This window comes from Kribbella sp. NPDC050820 (genome assembly GCF_040653975.1).
Lineage (GTDB): Bacteria > Actinomycetota > Actinomycetes > Propionibacteriales > Kribbellaceae > Kribbella.
In genome coordinates this window covers 21,525-37,843 of record NZ_JBFAHB010000026.1, presented here as the reverse complement: position 1 = coordinate 37,843, position 16,319 = coordinate 21,525, and the positions used below count along the sequence as shown (strand labels likewise).

The window sequence follows — 16,319 nt, the reverse complement described above, 5'->3', positions numbered from 1 at the left end:
ACAAGCGAGGAGGGGTGACGATGTCAGCGGAGGAGCCTGCGGTCCGGCGGCGGCGCGGTCCGTCGATGGCCGACGTGGCCCGGCTGGCCGGCGTGTCCGGGCAGACGGTGTCCCGGGTCGCGAACGACCGGCACAACGTCGACGCGGCCACCCGGGACCGGGTCCAGGCCGCCATGCGCGAGCTCGGCTACCGCCCGAACAGCGCCGCCCGGGCGCTGCGCAACGGGCAGTTCCGCAGTATCGGCGTGATCGTCTTCGAGCTGCACAGCTTCGGTACGACGCGGACGCTGGACGCGGTCGCCGCGGCGGCCACCATCAGCGGCTACGCGATCAACCTGCTGCCCGTGCTCGACGTGAACCAGAGCGCGGTGACGAATGCGTTCAGCCGGCTGGGGGAGCAGGCCGTCGACGGGGTGATCATCCTGATCGAGGCGCACACGCTGGACGAGGCCGGCGTACTGCTGCCCGAGGGGCTGCCGGTCGTGGTGGTCGACTCGAGCGCACACTACGACTACCCGATCGTGGACACGAACCAGGCCCAGGGCGCCCGGCTGGCCACCGAGCACCTGCTGGACCTCGGGCACGAGACCGTGTGGCACCTCGGCGGCCCGCCGACGTCGTTCGCCGCGGACCGGCGCCGGCGCTCGTGGGAGCTGACGCTGAAGCAGCGCGGTCGCGAGGTCCCGCCGGTCCTGGACGGCGACTGGACACCGGGCTCCGGGTACGAGGCCGGCCGCGAGCTGGCCGCGAATCCGGACGTCACGGCCGTGTTCGCCGCGAACGACCAGATGGCGCTCGGGTTGCTGCGGGCGCTGCACGAGCGGGGCCGGGTGGTGCCGCACGACATCAGCGTGATCGGCTTCGACGACATGGAGGAGGCGGCGCACTTCTGGCCGCCGCTGACCACGATCCGGCAGAACTTCGCCGAGGTCGGCCGGCTCAGCGTCGACGCGCTCATCCGCGAGATCCAGGCCGGCGAACACCACCACGACCCGGTCGCCGTACCGACCAAACTGGTGGTCCGGAGCAGTACGGCGCCGCCCCGCAAGTCAGCGAGCTGACAGCTGCTCGACGACCTTCAGCAGGGCGGAGTGGTCGAGGGAGCCGTGGCCTTGGGCGCGGGCTGCGGCGACGAGCTGGGCGACCACGCCGGTGACGGGCAGGGCGACGCCGGCCGACCGGGCGGAGGCGAGGGCGATGCCAATGTCCTTGTGGTGCAGGTCGATCCGGAAGCCGGGCTCGAACTGACGGGCCAGCATCGTGCCGGCCTTGAGGTCGAGGATCCGGTTGCCGGCCAGCCCGCCGGCGAGCACCTCGAGGCCGCGTTCGCCGTCCACTCCAGAGGCCTCCAGCAGCACGATCGCCTCGCTGACCAGGCTGATGATGCCGGCCACCAGGAGCTGGTTCGCCGCCTTCACGGTCTGGCCGGCGCCGTGGCCGCCGACGTGCACGATGGTCCGACCGAGATCCTCGAAGATCGGCTTGGCCGCCGCGAAGTCCGCCGCGTCGCCGCCGACCATGATCGACAGCGACGCCTTGATCGCGCCCTGCTCGCCGCCGCTCACCGGCGCATCGAGCACTCGTACGCCGCGCTCGGCCCCGGCCGTGGCGACCTCGCGCGAGGTCTCCGGCGCGATCGAGCTCATGTCGATGAGCAGTACGCCGGGTTGCACGGCAGCGAGCACGCCACCCGATCCGAGGACGACCTCGGCGACCTGTGGCGAGTCCGGCAGCATCGTGATGACCACCTCGGCACCGTTGAGGGCGTCGGCGATGTCCGCGGCCGGCTTCCCACCGGCCTGCGCCAACCGATCCACGGCCGCCGGTACGACGTCGTACCCAGTCACAGTGTGTCCGGCCCGGACCAAATTCGCCGCCATGTGCGAACCCATGATCCCGAGCCCGATGAAACCAATCGTGGTCATACCGCGACCTCCTCGACGGCCATCACGGCTCGCATGAGATTGGCGGTCTCGGTGGGGGTTTTGCCGACCTTGACGCCGACGGCCTCGAGGGCCTCCTGCTTGGCGGCTGCGGTGCCGGAGGAGCCGGAGACGATGGCGCCGGCGTGGCCCATGGTCTTGCCCTCGGGGGCGGTGAAGCCGGCCACGTAGCCGACGACCGGCTTGGTGACGTTGTCCTTGATGAACGCCGCCGCGCGCTCCTCGGCGTCGCCGCCGATCTCGCCGATCATCACGATCGCGTCGGTGTCCGGGTCGTCCTGGAACGCCTGCAGCGCGTCGATGTGGGTGGTCCCGATGATCGGGTCACCGCCGATCCCGATCGCGGTGGAGAACCCGAAGTCCCGCAGCTCGTACATCATCTGGTACGTCAGCGTGCCGGACTTGCTGACCAGCCCGATCCGGCCCGGACCCGCGATGTCGGCGGGAATGATGCCCGCGTTGGACTGGCCGGGGCTGATGATTCCGGGGCAGTTCGGCCCGATGATCCGGGTGGTGCCGGACGCCTGCGCGTGGGCGAAGAACGCGGCGGTGTCGTGCACCGGCACGCCCTCGGTGATCACCACCACCAGCGGGATGCCCGCGTCGACCGCCTCGATCACCGCGCCCTTGGTGAACTTCGGCGGTACGAAGACCACCGACACGTCCGCGCCGGCCGACTTCACCGCGTCGGCGCAGGAGCCGTAGACCGGGATCGACCGCTTCGCGAAGTCGACCGACTGGCCGCCCTTGCCCGGAGTCACGCCGCCGACCACGTTGGTGCCCGCGGCAAGCATCCGGCTGGTGTGCTTCTGTCCTTCGGACCCGGTCATGCCCTGCACGACGACCCGGCTCTGCTCGGTCAGGAAAATCGCCATCTCACATGCCTCTCAGTTCTGCGCTGCCAGTTCGGCGGCACGGGTGGCGGCGCCGTCCATCGTGTCCACCACGGTGACCAGCGGATGGTTGGCCTGGGCAAGGATCCGGCGGCCCTCGTCGACGTTGTTGCCGTCCAGCCGGACCACCAGCGGCTTGTCGGCCTGGTCGCCGAGCAGCGCGAGCGCCTGGACGATCCCGTTCGACACCGCGTCGCAGGCGGTGATGCCGCCGAACACGTTCACGAACACACTGCGGACCTGGGCGTCGCCGAGGATGATGCCGAGTCCGTTCGCCATCACCTCCGCCGACGCGCCACCCCCGATGTCGAGGAAGTTGGCGGGTTTCACGCCGTACGGCTCACCGGCGTAGGCGACCACGTCGAGGGTGGACATGACCAGGCCGGCGCCGTTGCCGATGATGCCGACCGAGCCGTCCAGCTTGACGTAGTTCAGGCCCTTCTCCTGGGCCGCGGCCTCCAGCGGGTCCGCGGCCGCCTTGTCCTCGAAGTTCGCGTGGTCGGCGTGCCGGTACGCCGCGTTCTCGTCGAGAGTCACCTTGCCGTCGAGGGCTTCGAGCGATCCGTCGGCCAGCTTGACCAGCGGATTCACCTCGACCAGGGATGCGTCCTCGGTGATGAACACGTCCCAGAGCTTCCGGACGACGTCCCCCGCGCCGGCCGGGAAGCCTGCGGCCGCGACGATTTCGGCGGCCTTGGCCTCGTCCACGCCGACGGCCGGGTCGATCGCGACCTTGGCGATCGCGTCCGGCTTGGTGTGCGCGACCTCCTCGATCTCGACACCGCCCTCGGTGCTGGCGATGCAGAGATAGTCGCGGTTGGCCCGGTCGACCAGGAAGGAGAAGTAGTACTCCTCGGCGATGTCTGCGGCCGGCGCGAGCAGCACCCGGCGGACGGTGTGGCCCTTGATGTCCATGCCGAGGATCTCGCCGGCCCTGGCCACGGCCTCGTCGGGGGAGCCGGCCAGCTTCACGCCGCCGGCCTTTCCGCGGCCGCCGGTCTTCACCTGCGCCTTCACCACCACCCGGCCGCCGAGCTCCGCGGCGGCCGCGGCAGCGTCCGCCGGGTCCTCGACCACCCGGCCGAGCGTCACCGGGACGCCGTGCCGGGCGAACAGTTCCTTGGCTTGGTACTCCATCAGGTCCACGTCAGCCTCCCGGCTCGTAGCTGTGTTCAGACGACTGTATGCGATATGCAATCTGGTCACAAGGGCGGGGGTTGGAACGCCCCAGGTCTGGACAGCCGCGCCGGGGAGGCGTACCACAGATCTCATACGGTATGCAGTAGTCAGGAGGCGATATGAATCACGCCATGTATCCAGACCGGGGTGGCGGGGTGGGGACAGTGAAGGTACAGCCCCGGGACGTGCGTGACGTCTACGGACGGCAGTACCGCATCGGCGAGGACGCCGAGGAACTGACCGGACACTCCCGTCGATGGCAACTGTGGGCGACCTGGGCCTGCATGGTCGCCATCAGCCCACTGCAGTACTCCTTCGGATCCGCCGCGATCGGCTTGCAGGACGGACGTGGCTGGGACGCCGTCGCGACCATGTGGCTGCTCGCCGTCTTCGTCGCCTGCCAAGCACTGATCGCGATCCCGGCCGCCTGGGCCCAGCGAGTACGGCGGGCGACGCCGACCCAGCTCGTTGTCGTCGGCGGTCTGCTCGGCGCGATCGGGCTGGTGACCCTCGCGCATGCGGACAGCTATCCGTTCGTCGTCCTCGGCTACGCGGTGGTCGGCGGCGCCGGCGCCGGGCTCGTGTACGCGGCCTGCATCACTACGGCCGCACGATGGTTCCCCGATCGCCGCACCGCCACGATCGGTTTCGTCACCGGAGGGTTCGCGGTGGGCGCGGTGCCGAGCATCGCATTGTTGACAATCTTCCAGTCGACAACCGGACAGCGGATCGTCTTCGACCTGACCGCGCTGGTCGCCGTCGTGATCGTGCTGATCGCCGGCGGCGTGCTCAAGGACCCGCCGCGGCACTGGTGGCCCGCCCACATCGACGCGCAGGTGTGGGCGATCGACCGCAAGCTCAACCGGAACATCCCGCACAACGCGCCCGCGGTCCGCCACTACCGCCCGGCCGAGGCGATGCGCACCGGCGCCCTCCCACTGATGTGGCTGACACTCGCTCTGAGTACGGCGCTCTCCCTCTTCGGCATCGCCTTCGTCGTGAGCTACGCCGTCACCGCGGAGCTGGGCGTCGCGGTCGCCGGGTTCGTGGCCGGAATGCTTGCCGCAGTCAACGGTCTTGGCCGATCGCTGGCCGGGCACCTCTCGGACCGGTTCGGCCGGCGTCGGGTGCTGGCCGCCGTACTGATGGTCGAAGGGTTCACACACGTCGGGCTCGTGATCGCGGGGGAGGCGGGTGCGGGCTGGGTGTTCGTGCTGTGCGCCATGTTCGCCGGGCTGGGTGGCGGTGCGTTCTACGCGATCATGGCGAATCTGGTGGTGGAGTTCTTCGGCGAGAACAGCCTGCTGCAGAACCAGGCGATCCTGTACTCCGCGAAGGCTGCCGGCGGACTCGTCGGCGTCGGTGTCGCCGCGTCGGTGGTGGCGTCCGTCGGGTATCGGCCGCTGTTCCTCGGTGCCGGGTTGCTCGGCGTGCTGACGGCGCTGATCGTGCGGTTCCTGAAACAACCAGGTCGGCCGGCGTTGCCGGTTCGCCCGCAGTTGGGTACACCGGTCGCCGGGTCGGGCGAGTGAACGGCTACGGCCGGGTTGCACGGCCCGATCCGTGCGTGATGGAGCTGGTGTCGAAGCTGGCCCGGGAACCGTGGACCGATCGCCCGACCTGCGTGCATCCCACCCTGAGCGCGGTGGCCAGAGCGGTGCACGACCACAGCAGCTCCGCCGGCCGCAAGGCCCTGCTCCCGCTGGCGCCGAGCTTCCTCGGTACGGCGCAGACCGGCTTCGAACCGTCCGCCCGCGTTGTCGCGCTGTGTGTGTCGACAGCGCTCGCGGGCGGCGAGCTCACGAAGGACGAACGCGTCCGGTTGGCGAACGCGCACCAGACCGCGATCCACCTGATGAGCGGGCGCGAGGAACCCGGGGGAGCGGCTCGCTGGTGGCTGCCGCTGCTCGGCCGGTTCGGCTGGAGCGAGCCGTTCTACCGGACCTTCGTCGCCACCGAGCACGCCGCAGAAGCAGTCGCGGTCACCGCCCGGCTCTCGAACGGTGACCGCGACGTACGTCTGAGGCAGTTACTGAAGCAATGTCTGGCCGCTCACGGTGCCCGGCGACCAGGTGCTCCCAGGCCTTCGTGTTCGACGTCCGCCCAGAAGCCGTGGTCGTAGTCGCCGTCCGGGATCACCACCAGTTCGCGCCTGCGGGGTGCGCGGACCTGCTGCTCGAGGCGCTCCAGGTCCGCCGCACACCGTTGCAGATCGTCCATCAACCGCAGTACGTCGAGATGCGGACCGAGCTGATTCCTCAACGCCAGAAGGGATTTCTCCAACGCCTGCACGGCCTCGCGGGTCCGGTCGAGATGTTCGTGAATCGTCATCGCAGCCTCCGTTGTGTCCTGTGGCGGGCGTCCTTCGGCGCTTCCGGCGCCCATGCACGCACCTCACGGCACTCGAGCAGCGCCCACGATGCTCCGCATCGAGGCCACTTCTCGAGCACCGCGATGCACGCACCTGGACACCGGAATCGCTCGAATGACGCCCGCCACAGGACACCGCTTCGAACTCTGGACAACCACCACGGCGTGCGATAAGACTACGACTACACCATACGGTATGCAATCTACATTCAAGCCGTACCACCGGCCCTTCCGAGGAGATGACTGCAGATGGCGCAGACAGTGTCGGAGACCCAACCAGCTGCTGAGGTGAAGGGGCCCGAGGAGTCACAGCCGGCGACGATCTCAGGTGGTCACCTGGTCGCCAAGGCGCTCAAGGCCGAGGGGATCGACGTGATCTTCACCCTCTGCGGCGGCCACATCATCGACATCTACGACGGCTGTGTCGACGAGGGCATCGCGGTGGTCGACGTACGGCACGAGCAGGTCGCCGCGCACGCGGCCGACGGCTACGCCCGGATGACCGGCAAGCCCGGCTGCGCGGTCGTCACCGCCGGCCCTGGGACGACGGACGCCGTCACCGGCGTCGCGAACGCGTTCCGGGCCGAGAGCCCGATGCTGCTGATCGGCGGCCAGGGCGCGCTGAACCAGCACAAGATGGGGTCCCTGCAGGACCTGCCGCACGTCGACATGATGACGCCGATCACCAAGTTCGCCGCGACCGTGCCGCACACCGCGCGGGTCGCCGACATGGTGTCGATGGCGTTCCGCGAGTGCTTCAACGGCGCCCCCGGCCCGTCCTTCCTGGAGATCCCGCGCGACATCCTGGACAACTCGGTCCCGGTCGAGTCCGCGACGGTCCCCGAGCCCGGCCGGTACCGGGCCTCGACCAAGAGCATCGGCGACCCGGCCAACATCGAGGCGCTGGCCGACCTGCTGGTCCGGGCCGAGAAGCCAGTGGTGCTGCTCGGCACCCAGGTGTGGACCTCACGCGGCACCGACGCCGCGGTCGAGTTCGCCCGGAAGCTGAACATCCCGGCGTACATGAACGGCTCCGCCCGTGGCTCGCTGCCGCCCGGCGACCCGCACCACTTCCACCTGTCCCGCCGGTACGGGTTCAACAACGCCGACCTGATCCTGATCGTCGGCACGCCGTTCGACTTCCGGATGGGCTACGGGCGCCGGCTGCCGAAGGGCGCGACCGTGGTGCAGATCGACATGGACTACCGCACCGTCGGCAAGAACCGCGACATCGACCTCGGCCTGGTCGGCGACCCGGGCGCGATCCTGGCCGCGGTCACCCAGGCGGCCTCGGGCCGGATCCAGAAAGCGGGCGACCGGAAGGCCTGGTTCGCCGAGCTCCGTGCCCAGGAGGACGCGGCGTACCAGAAGCGGCTGCCGAAGCAGCTGTCGGACGCGAACCCGATCCACCCGCTGCGGCTGGCGCACGAGATCAACGAGTTCCTCACCGAGGACTCGATCTACATCGGCGACGGCGGCGACATCGTCACCTTCTCCGGCGGCGTGGTGCAGCCGAAGTCGCCCGGCCACTGGATGGACCCGGGCCCGCTCGGCACCATCGGCGTCGGCATCCCGTTCGTGATGGCGGCCAAGTACGCGAGGCCCGACAAGGAAGTGGTGGCGCTGTTCGGCGACGGCGCGTTCTCGCTGACCGGCTGGGACTTCGAGACCCTGGTCCGCTTCAACCTCCCGTTCATCGGTGTCGTCGGCAACAACTCCTCGATGAACCAGATCCGCTACGGCCAGGAGGTCAAGTACGGCCAGGCCCGCGGCCGGGTCGGCAACACCCTCGGCGACGTCCGGTACGACGAGTTCGCCAAGATGCTCGGCGGGTACGGCGAGGAGGTCCGCGACCCCAAGGACATCGGGCCGGCCATGCAGCGCGCCCGCGAGTCCGGGCTGCCGTCGCTGATCAACGTCTGGGTCGACCCGGACGCGTACGCCCCCGGAACCATGAACCAGACGATGTACAAGTAAGGGGACCCAGCATGACAAAGGCCCTCGAAGGTGTCCGTGTTCTCGACATGACCCACGTGCAGTCCGGACCGTCCTGCACGCAGATTCTCGCCTGGCTCGGCGCCGATGTGATCAAGCTCGAGGCGCCCACCGGTGACATCACCCGCCAGCAGCTGCGCGACATCCCGGACGTCGACAGCCTCTACTTCACGATGCTGAACTGCAACAAGCGCAGCATCACGCTGAACCTGAAGTCCGACCGGGGCAAGGAGATCTTCACCGACCTGGTGAAGGACGTCGACATCCTGGTGGAGAACTTCGCTCCCGGCGCGATCGACCGGATGGGCTTCACCTGGGAGCGGCTGCAGCTGATCAACCCGCAACTGATCTTCGCCTCGATCAAGGGCTTCGGCCCGGGCCGCTACGAGGACTTCAAGGCCTACGAGGTGGTCGCCCAGGCGATGGGCGGCGCGATGAGCACGACCGGGTTCGAGGACGGGCCGCCGACCGCGATCGGCGCCCAGATCGGTGACTCCGGCACCGGGATCCACCTGGTCGCCGGCATCCTTGCGGCGCTCTACCAGCGGACGCACAGCGGCAAGGGCCAGCGGGTCAGCGTGGCCATGCAGGAAGCCGTGCTGAACCTGACCCGGGTCAAGCTGCGCGACCAGCAGCGGCTGGCGCACGGGCCGCTGCGCGAGTACCCGAACGAGCACTTCGGTGACGAGGTGCCCCGGTCCGGCAACGCCTCCGGCGGTGGCCAGCCCGGCTGGGCGCTGCGCTGCGCTCCGGGCGGCCCGAACGACTACATCTACGTGATCGTCCAGCCGCCCGGCTGGGCCCCGATCGCGAACCTGATCGGCAAGCCCGAGCTGGCCGACGACCCGGACTGGTCCACCCCGGCAGCCCGGCTCGGCAAGCTGGACAAGATGTTCGCGCTGATCGAGCAGTGGACCGAGCAGCACACCAAGTTCGAGGTGATGGACCGGCTCAACGCGCTGAACGTGCCCTGCGGCCCGATCATGTCCACGCGCGAGCTGATCGAGGACGAGACGCTGGCCGAGCTCGGCGCCGTGGTCGAGGTGAAGCACGCCGAACGCGGCAGCTTCAAGACCGTCGGCTGCCCGATCAAGCTGTCCGACTCCCCGGTCCAGGTCGAGACCTCACCCGGTCTCGGCGAGCACAACTCCGTCATCTACGGCGGGCTCGGGATCGACACCGCCGAGCTCGAGGAACTCAAAGCCGCCGGCGTCGTCTGACCTCTTCGCGAATTGGAGCTAATGGCATGACCTATGACAAGGCAGCAGTCCGGACCATCCTCGACCAGGCTCTGGCGGACGGCCGCACCTCGCTGAGCGCGCCCGAGGCCAAGCAGGTCGCGGACGCGTACGGCATCCCGACGCCGGGTGAGGGGCTGGCCACGACTGCCGAGGGAGCGGCCGGCCTGGCGGCCGAGATCGGCTTCCCCGTCGTGCTGAAGATCGTCTCGCCGGACATCCTGCACAAGACCGACGCCGGCGGGGTGGTGGTCGGGGTCGACTCCGAGGACGCCGCGAAGGAGGCGTTCCGGAAGATTGTCGACAATGCGAAAGCCTACAACGCCGACGCGGACATCACCGGGGTCCAGGTGCAGAAGATGCTGGTCACCGGCGGCGACGTGCAGGAGGTCATCGTCGGCGCCGTCACCGACCAGACGTTCGGCAAGGTGGTCGCGTTCGGGCTGGGTGGCGTCCTGGTCGAGGTGCTGAAGGACGTCACCTTCCGGCTGGCCCCGCTGTCCGGCGACGAGGCCCGCTCGATGATCGACGGGATCGGCGCGCACGAGATGCTGGACGGCGTCCGGGGCGCCAAGCCGGTGGACAAGGAGGCCGTCGCCGACCTGGTCAAGCGGCTGTCCGACCTGGTCACCGACTTCCCGCAGTTCGCCGAGGTGGACCTCAACCCGGTGCTCGCCGGGCCGGACGGCGCCACCGCGGTGGACTTCCGGATCATCGTCGACGCCGAGGCCGGCAAGCCGGTCGAGCGGTACAGCCAGGACGAGATCCTGACCGCGATGACCCGGATCATGAAACCGCGCGCGGTCGCGGTGATCGGAGCCTCGAACGAGACCGGCAAGATCGGCAACTCGGTGATGAAGAACCTGGTCAACGGCGGTTACCAGGGCGACATCTACCCGATCAACCCCAAGGGCGGCGAGGTGCTCGGGCTGAAGGCGTTCCCGAGCATCCTGGACGTCCCGGGGGATGTGGACGTCGCGGTGTTCGCCGTACCGGCCAAGTTCGTCGGCGGGGCGCTCGAGCAGTGCGGCGAGAAGGGCGTGGCCGGGGCGATCCTGATCCCGTCCGGGTTCGCCGAGACCGGTGAGCAGGAACTCCAGGACGAGGTGGTGGCGATCGCGCGCAAGCACGGCGTGCGCATCCTCGGGCCGAACATCTACGGCTACTACTACCTGCCGGAGAGCCTGTGCGCGACGTTCTGCACGCCGTACGACGTCAAGGGCAGTGTCGCGCTCTCGTCACAGAGCGGAGGCATCGGGATGGCGATCCTCGGCTTCAGCCGGTCCAGCCGGATGGGCGTCTCCGCGATCGTTGGAGTAGGCAACAAGGCCGACATCGACGAGGATGACCTCCTGACGTTCTTCGAGAACGACGACGACACCAACCTGATCGCCATGCACCTGGAGGACCTGAAGGACGGCCGGGCGTTCGCCGAGACGGCGGCCCGGGTGTCGAAGAAGAAGCCGGTCGTCGTGCTGAAGGCCGGCCGTACCGACATGGGCGCGCGGGCGGCCAGCTCGCACACCGGCGCCCTGGCCGGCAACGACAAGGTGTACGACGACATCCTGCGGCAGAGCGGTGTGGTCCGGGCGCCGGGTCTGAACGAGATGCTCCAGTTCGCCCGCGGCATCCCGCTGCTGCCGACGCCGAAGGGCGAGAACGTCGTCATCATCACCGGCGCGGGCGGCTCCGGCGTCCTGCTGTCGGACGCCTGCGTGGACAACGGCCTGCAGTTGATGTCGATGCCGGCCGACCTGGACGAGGCGTTCAAGAAGTTCATCCCGCCGTTCGGGGCCTCCGGCAACCCGGTGGACATCACCGGCGGTGAGCCGCCGTCGACGTACCGGAACACGATCGCGCTCGGGCTGTCCGACGAGCGGATCCACGCCTTGATCCTGGGCTACTGGCACACCATCGTGACACCGCCGATGGTGTTCGCGAAGCTGGTCGCCGAGGTGGTCGAGGAGTACCGGGCGAAGGGCATCGACAAGCCGGTGGTGGCCTCGCTGTCCGGCGACGTCGAGGTCGAGGAAGCCAGTCAGTACCTGTTCGACCACGGTGTGGTCGCCTACCCGTACACCACCGAGACCCCGGTCCAGGTGCTCGGTGCCAAATACCGCTGGGCCCGCAACGCCGGCCCGCTCGGCTGACTGATTGGAGGAAGGGAGCGCGCGGGGGAGCGTTGATCCGCTAGTTGGCGTCGATCTAAGGAGTCCGCCTTGGACGTCACAAGCAACACCTCAGAAGTACCCGAAGGGCCCGCCGCGGCAGCTGTGACCGAGAAGGTCTGGAAAGCGGGCAGGCTCGAACCGATGCCGATCCGGAAGCTTCCGGACGCACCGCCCTCGCTGCACATCCTGGGTCCGACCGTGTTCCTGGTCGCGCTCGGCGTCGGGATGGGCGAGTCCTACATGTGGCCCCGGCTCGTCCTGGTGTTCGGGCCGGACATCCGCTGGCTGTTCATGGTCGGCGTCACCCTGCAGGCGTTCGTGCTGCTGGAGATGGCCCGGTACGCGATGGCCACCGGCGAGAGCATCTTCTTCGGCGCGGCCCGCATCTTCAAACCGATGATGTGGTTCTTCTACGTCGCGGCGATCCTGATCTACATGTGGCCCGGCCACCTGTCGGCCGGCGCCGCCGCGTTCGAGGAGATCAGCGGCATACCCTGGCAGGTGACAGCCTGCGTCGCGCTGATCTTCGTCGGGGTGCTGTTCAGCCTGCTCTCGGTGATCTACAACTTCCTCGAGAAGCTGCTCGGCCTGCTGATCGGCCTACTGGTGGTCGGCACGTCGGTGATCGCGGCGATCGTGGGCAGCTGGGACGACCTGGCCAACACTGTGTCCGGCATGTTCGCGTTCGGGTACTTCCCGGACAAGGCGCTGACCGACGCGTGGTTCCCGATCGTGGTCGGCTCGATCGCGTTCGCCGGCCCGTCCGGCATGCAGCAGATGTGGTACACCCTGCAGTTGCGCGACAGCGGCGCCGCGATGGGGTCGCACATCCCGAAGATCCGCGGTCTGCGGTCGGCCGGCGAGGCCGAGTCGATGCCGTCGCGGGGCTTCATGTTCGACACCGAGGACCCGGCCGAGATGCAGAAGTGGAAGGGCTGGCGCAAGTGGGTCACCTTCGACGCGCTGCTGCTCTTCTGGGGTATCACCATGCTGGTGACGGTCTCGTTCACCGTGCTGGCGATGTCGGCGGCCCGGACCAACCCGAACGTGGCCGGCCTGATCGAGGGCGGTGACCGGGAGGCGGCGCTGAAGGCCATGTCGGATGCGTTCGCGTCGGCCGGCAGCCCGATCCTCGGCACGCTGTTCTTCGGCTTCATCGCGCTGATCGGGCTGAACGCGACCCTCGGTCTGTTCGACTCGTTCTCCCGCGGCCAGGCGGACATGACGTACTACTTCGTGCCGGGGGCCAAGCGGTTCTCGATGTCGAGGCTGTACGCCGGGTTCCTCTGGGGCGTGATCACCTTCGGCATCCTGATCCTGCTGTTCGGGCCGGCCGACGGTCCGGCGGGCATCCTGGACATCCTCGCGTTCCTGTCCACGTTCGCGATGGGCGCCTACTGCATCGTGTTGCTGCTGGTGAACAACATGCTGCTGCCCAAGCCGATCCGGCCGGGTCCGGTGCGGAACCTGATCATCGGGTTCGGCGCGGTGTTCTACCTCGGCCTGCTGTTCTACTGCCTGATCCGCTTCGGTGTGGCGGTGGGCTGATCATGGCGGACCTGAAGCAGCTCGCGGAGTTCTCGGTCCCGGCCGCCGCGGTCGGCGCCTCGGCCGGAGTCATCGCCGGAGGGTTGGCCGCGTTCGTCGGCCAGCCCTTCGGCTGGGCGGTCGCGACCGGCCTCGGTCTCGGCGTCCCGCTGGTCCTGTTCGGCGCGGGGTACGCCGTACTGGTCGCGCTGGGCAAAGTCCCCGCCGGTGTGTTCGCGCCGGCGGCGGTCTACTGGGTGATCGGCTTCCCGCTCGCCCTGCTGGTGCATTCGGTGGTGACCGAGTGGGTGGTGGCCGGCTCGCCGGGCCTGCCGCCCGAGCCGTGGAAGTTCCTCGCCTTCCGTGCCCTGGTGAGCATGGGCTTCGCGATCGGCTTCCTCTGGATGCACGAGCAACTCGGCCGCCACTGGTGGCCGCGCATCCTGGATCGCAACATCTACGCCAGGCGAACCGTGGAGCAGTACGCGCACCTCGCCGCCGCCTTGGAGGCCCGCAAGGCCGCCACCGGCCGCGGCCGCAAGAAGCGTGTCGCCTGATCCCCTGCCGGTCGCCCGCAGCCTTCTGGTTGCGGGCGACCGCTTGTGCTCAGCTTGTGATCGTACGGCGGCGGCGCCGGGGAGTTGCCTCGGTCTCGGGAGCCGCTTCGTCGGAGCCGTTGGCGGCCTGGAGGTCGTGGTAGGCCTTGCGAGTGTGCTCGGTGTGCTCGCGCATGGCCTGCGCGGCCTTGTCCTCGTCACCCTCGCTGATCGCCTTCACCAGCCGGTTGTGCTCCCGCCACGACGCGGCGCCACGCACGGGCGCGACCGGTGTGTAGTACCACCGGACCCGGCGGTCCACCTGGGCCGCGAAGTCCACCAGGAACCTGTTGCCGGACATCTGCGTGATCAGGCTGTGCAGCTCGCCGTTCGTCCGTACGGCGCCGTCGATGTCACCGGACTCGTGGTACGCCGTGCCGACCTTGCAGAGCTCCTTGAGCTTGGCCACGTCGTCCTTCGTGGCGTGCCGGGCCGCGAGCCGGGCGGACTCCGACTCCAGCGCCGCACGGGCCGCCAGCAGTTGGTCGACCTCGTCCTCGGCGGGGACGTGCACCATCGCGCCGAAGCCCGGCCGCAGGTCCACCCAGCCCTCGTTGTTGAGCCGCTGGAGGGCCTCGCGGACCGGCTGCCGGGACACCCCGAGCATGCCGGCCAGCTCGACCTCGACGAGGTGCCGGCCGCGCTCGAGGGTGCCGTCGATGATCATCTCGGTCAGGGCCTCGTAGACGGACTCCCGCAACGGCGTCGGGCGCTTGACGTGCCGGACACCGGGGGAGACGGGATCGCTGGTACCCGTGCTGATGGTCGTCATGAGGTCCTTCCCGGAACAAGCGCTGAAGGGATTAGGATGGCACTTGGTAGACAGTCTACCAAGTGCCATGACCGAACATATGCTTTTCGGCCCCGGGATTCCGGGTGCCGGTCAGGCGGCCGACTCGTCCGCCCGGCGGCGGTCGTCGTCGCCGGAGGCGAGCCGGACGTCGTCGCCGGTCAGCCGGGCCAGCTCGGCGTCCAGGTCGACCGGGGTGTTCAGCTCCTGCTGCAGCTCCGGGGCATCCGGGAACTGCGGGCGAGCCGCCAGAGCGCCGAACCTACGCGTGAAGATCATTGTGTACCTTCCTGCTCCTCGTGGGAGCGTGCTTGAATTCTGCCTTCTGTATACATTCAACCAGCCGTACTAGCCGGTTATGCCCATGTCTCACGTGATCCCGGTTACGTACGACGTGATCCCGCTTACACACCCCGCTCAGCGGGGGTTGAGGGCATTTCTACGGTCGCCCGGTCACTGGCCGGCGGTCAAAGACTTGCTTGCTATGTCGAGATAGCCGGAACCCATGAGGTGCACGTCGAGCAGCGCGTCCAGCGCGTTGTGGACGCCGGCCTGTCGCGCGACGTCGAGGAGCGCGCGGGCGAGCACCGGCTCGGGGCTGCGAGCCGCGATCACCAGGCCGACCCGCGGCCCGTGCGCGGGGCCCTTGAGCGGTACTACGCGCATGCCGTCAGGCACCCCGAACATGTGCAGCCACGCGTGCGAGATCACGGTCGACCAGTGGTTGCCGTGCAGATGGCTGTAGAGACCGGAGACCGTGTCGCTCTCGATCGACGGCGCCGCGGTGACGCCGTCGTCGGTGAAGTAGCCGTTCATGATCCGGCGGTTGCGCATGTCCGGGGAGAGCAGGCACAGCGGCAGCTCGGCGACCTGCGCCCACGTGGCCATCGGCAACTCGGCGAGCTTGGTGTGCTGTGGGGTGAGCAGCAGGTAGCGCTCCTCGTACAGCGGCGTCTTGCGGACGTGGCCGAGCGTGTCGTCGTCGAGGTAGGTCATCGCGACGTCCAGGTCGAACTCGGCGAGCTTCTGGGTGATGTCGCGCGACGACAGCGACTCGATGGTGACCTTCGCGTTCGTGTGCCGTTCGCAGAACGGGGTGGTGAGCAACGAGACGACGGGCATCGCGGTCGGGATCGCGCCGAGCCGGAGCGTTCCGGTCAGGCCGCCGCGCATCACCGACAGTTCGTGCCGCAGCGCGTCCTGCTCGGCCAGGATCCGCTGCGCCCAGAGCAGCACCCGCTCACCCTCGGGGGTGAGGCCCTCGAATCGGCGGCCGCGGCGGACGATCGGCACGTCGAGCTCCTGCTCGAGCTTGCGGATCGCGGCGGACAGCGACGGCTGGGACACGTAGCAGGCGTCCGCGGCGCGGGCGAAGTGCTTCTCCCGGGCCAGGGCGACGAGGTACTCCAGCTGGCGGAGCAGCATCAGGACCCGGCCCGCCGGTGGACCGCATACCAGTCGTCTGTATACATAATCCAACTGTAGTGACGTGGCTTGGCTCCGGGAAGGTCCTGCGGGTCGCGGCGGTGTCGTGTGATGTGGATCACATTGGACCTAGTCTCATCGGGACTGGGTCGTTCGACGGATGGGTAGGGAGTCCCGTTTGCTAAGGAGCAG

The 16,319-nt window shown here is 68.8% G+C and carries 15 protein-coding genes; 8 read left to right on the top strand and 7 right to left on the bottom strand.

Annotation, left to right across the window (positions count from 1 at the left end; translation table 11 throughout):
• Positions 1–20: 20 nt before the first annotated feature.
• Entirely contained in the window at positions 21–1,061 is a 1,041-nt protein-coding gene (locus AB0H36_RS22555; RefSeq protein WP_360526507.1) for a LacI family DNA-binding transcriptional regulator, read from the top strand.
• On the opposite strand, the gene AB0H36_RS22550 is transcribed toward AB0H36_RS22555, so the two are convergent.
• Genes AB0H36_RS22550 through sucC form a run of 3 tightly spaced genes read right to left on the bottom strand, consistent with a single transcriptional unit; the run spans position 1,050 to position 3,982 of the window.
• Positions 1,050–1,925, bottom strand: coding sequence for a 2-hydroxy-3-oxopropionate reductase (locus tag AB0H36_RS22550; protein ID WP_360526504.1), 876 nt, complete (start codon positions 1,923–1,925; stop codon positions 1,050–1,052). The two genes, AB0H36_RS22555 and AB0H36_RS22550, sit on opposite strands and share 12 nt — an antisense overlap.
• Complete coding sequence (gene sucD, locus AB0H36_RS22545) at positions 1,922–2,818, bottom strand: succinate--CoA ligase subunit alpha (protein WP_360526501.1); 897 nt, start codon at positions 2,816–2,818, stop codon at positions 1,922–1,924. Before sucD ends, AB0H36_RS22550 begins: the two co-directional genes overlap by 4 nt.
• A gap of 12 nt (positions 2,819–2,830) precedes the next feature.
• A complete protein-coding gene (gene sucC, locus AB0H36_RS22540; protein ID WP_360526498.1) occupies positions 2,831–3,982 on the bottom strand; it encodes an ADP-forming succinate--CoA ligase subunit beta in 1,152 nt (383 codons plus the stop codon).
• 197 nt (positions 3,983–4,179) lie between these two features.
• Here sucC and AB0H36_RS22535 point away from each other — a divergent pair, with 197 nt between their 5' ends.
• Positions 4,180–5,547: an OFA family MFS transporter gene (locus AB0H36_RS22535; protein WP_360526495.1), complete on the top strand. Its 1,368-nt coding sequence runs from the start codon at positions 4,180–4,182 to the stop codon at positions 5,545–5,547.
• A 35-nt stretch (positions 5,548–5,582) separates the two neighbouring features.
• Positions 5,583–6,137, top strand: a complete 555-nt coding sequence (locus tag AB0H36_RS22530; RefSeq protein ID WP_360526492.1) for a hypothetical protein — start codon at positions 5,583–5,585, stop codon at positions 6,135–6,137.
• Here the strand turns inward: AB0H36_RS22530 and AB0H36_RS22525 are convergent.
• Complete coding sequence (locus AB0H36_RS22525; RefSeq protein ID WP_360526490.1) at positions 6,068–6,346, bottom strand: hypothetical protein; 279 nt, start codon at positions 6,344–6,346, stop codon at positions 6,068–6,070. The two genes, AB0H36_RS22530 and AB0H36_RS22525, sit on opposite strands and share 70 nt — an antisense overlap.
• Positions 6,347–6,634: 288 nt before the next feature.
• Between AB0H36_RS22525 and AB0H36_RS22520 the strand changes: the two genes are divergently transcribed.
• The 5 genes from AB0H36_RS22520 to AB0H36_RS22500 all read left to right on the top strand — a co-directional run bounded on the left by AB0H36_RS22520 (position 6,635) and on the right by AB0H36_RS22500 (position 13,873).
• A complete protein-coding gene (locus tag AB0H36_RS22520) occupies positions 6,635–8,362 on the top strand; it encodes a thiamine pyrophosphate-binding protein (protein WP_360526487.1) in 1,728 nt (575 codons plus the stop codon).
• 11 nt (positions 8,363–8,373) lie between these two features.
• Positions 8,374–9,600: a formyl-CoA transferase gene (gene frc / locus AB0H36_RS22515; RefSeq protein WP_360526484.1), complete on the top strand. Its 1,227-nt coding sequence runs from the start codon at positions 8,374–8,376 to the stop codon at positions 9,598–9,600.
• A 26-nt stretch (positions 9,601–9,626) separates the two neighbouring features.
• On the top strand, positions 9,627–11,768 hold the full coding sequence (locus AB0H36_RS22510; protein ID WP_360526481.1) for an acetate--CoA ligase family protein: 2,142 nt from the start codon (positions 9,627–9,629) through the stop codon (positions 11,766–11,768).
• A gap of 162 nt (positions 11,769–11,930) precedes the next feature.
• Entirely contained in the window at positions 11,931–13,337 is a 1,407-nt protein-coding gene (locus AB0H36_RS22505) for an Nramp family divalent metal transporter (protein WP_360526478.1), read from the top strand.
• 2 nt (positions 13,338–13,339) lie between these two features.
• Positions 13,340–13,873 carry a hypothetical protein gene (locus AB0H36_RS22500; RefSeq protein WP_360526475.1) on the top strand — a complete coding sequence of 178 codons (534 nt, stop codon included), beginning with the start codon at positions 13,340–13,342 and terminating at the stop codon, positions 13,871–13,873.
• Positions 13,874–13,922: 49 nt separating this feature from the next.
• On the opposite strand, the gene AB0H36_RS22495 is transcribed toward AB0H36_RS22500, so the two are convergent.
• The 3 genes from AB0H36_RS22495 to AB0H36_RS22485 all read right to left on the bottom strand — a co-directional run bounded on the left by AB0H36_RS22495 (position 13,923) and on the right by AB0H36_RS22485 (position 16,127).
• Complete coding sequence (locus AB0H36_RS22495) at positions 13,923–14,684, bottom strand: GntR family transcriptional regulator (RefSeq protein ID WP_360526472.1); 762 nt, start codon at positions 14,682–14,684, stop codon at positions 13,923–13,925.
• A 111-nt stretch (positions 14,685–14,795) separates the two neighbouring features.
• Positions 14,796–14,981 carry a hypothetical protein gene (locus AB0H36_RS22490; RefSeq protein WP_360526469.1) on the bottom strand — a complete coding sequence of 62 codons (186 nt, stop codon included), beginning with the start codon at positions 14,979–14,981 and terminating at the stop codon, positions 14,796–14,798.
• Between the two features lie 174 nt (positions 14,982–15,155).
• Positions 15,156–16,127 (bottom strand): LysR family transcriptional regulator, encoded by a 972-nt coding sequence (locus AB0H36_RS22485; protein ID WP_360526466.1) that lies wholly within the window; start codon positions 16,125–16,127, stop codon positions 15,156–15,158.
• Between the last annotated feature and the right edge of the window lie 192 nt (positions 16,128–16,319).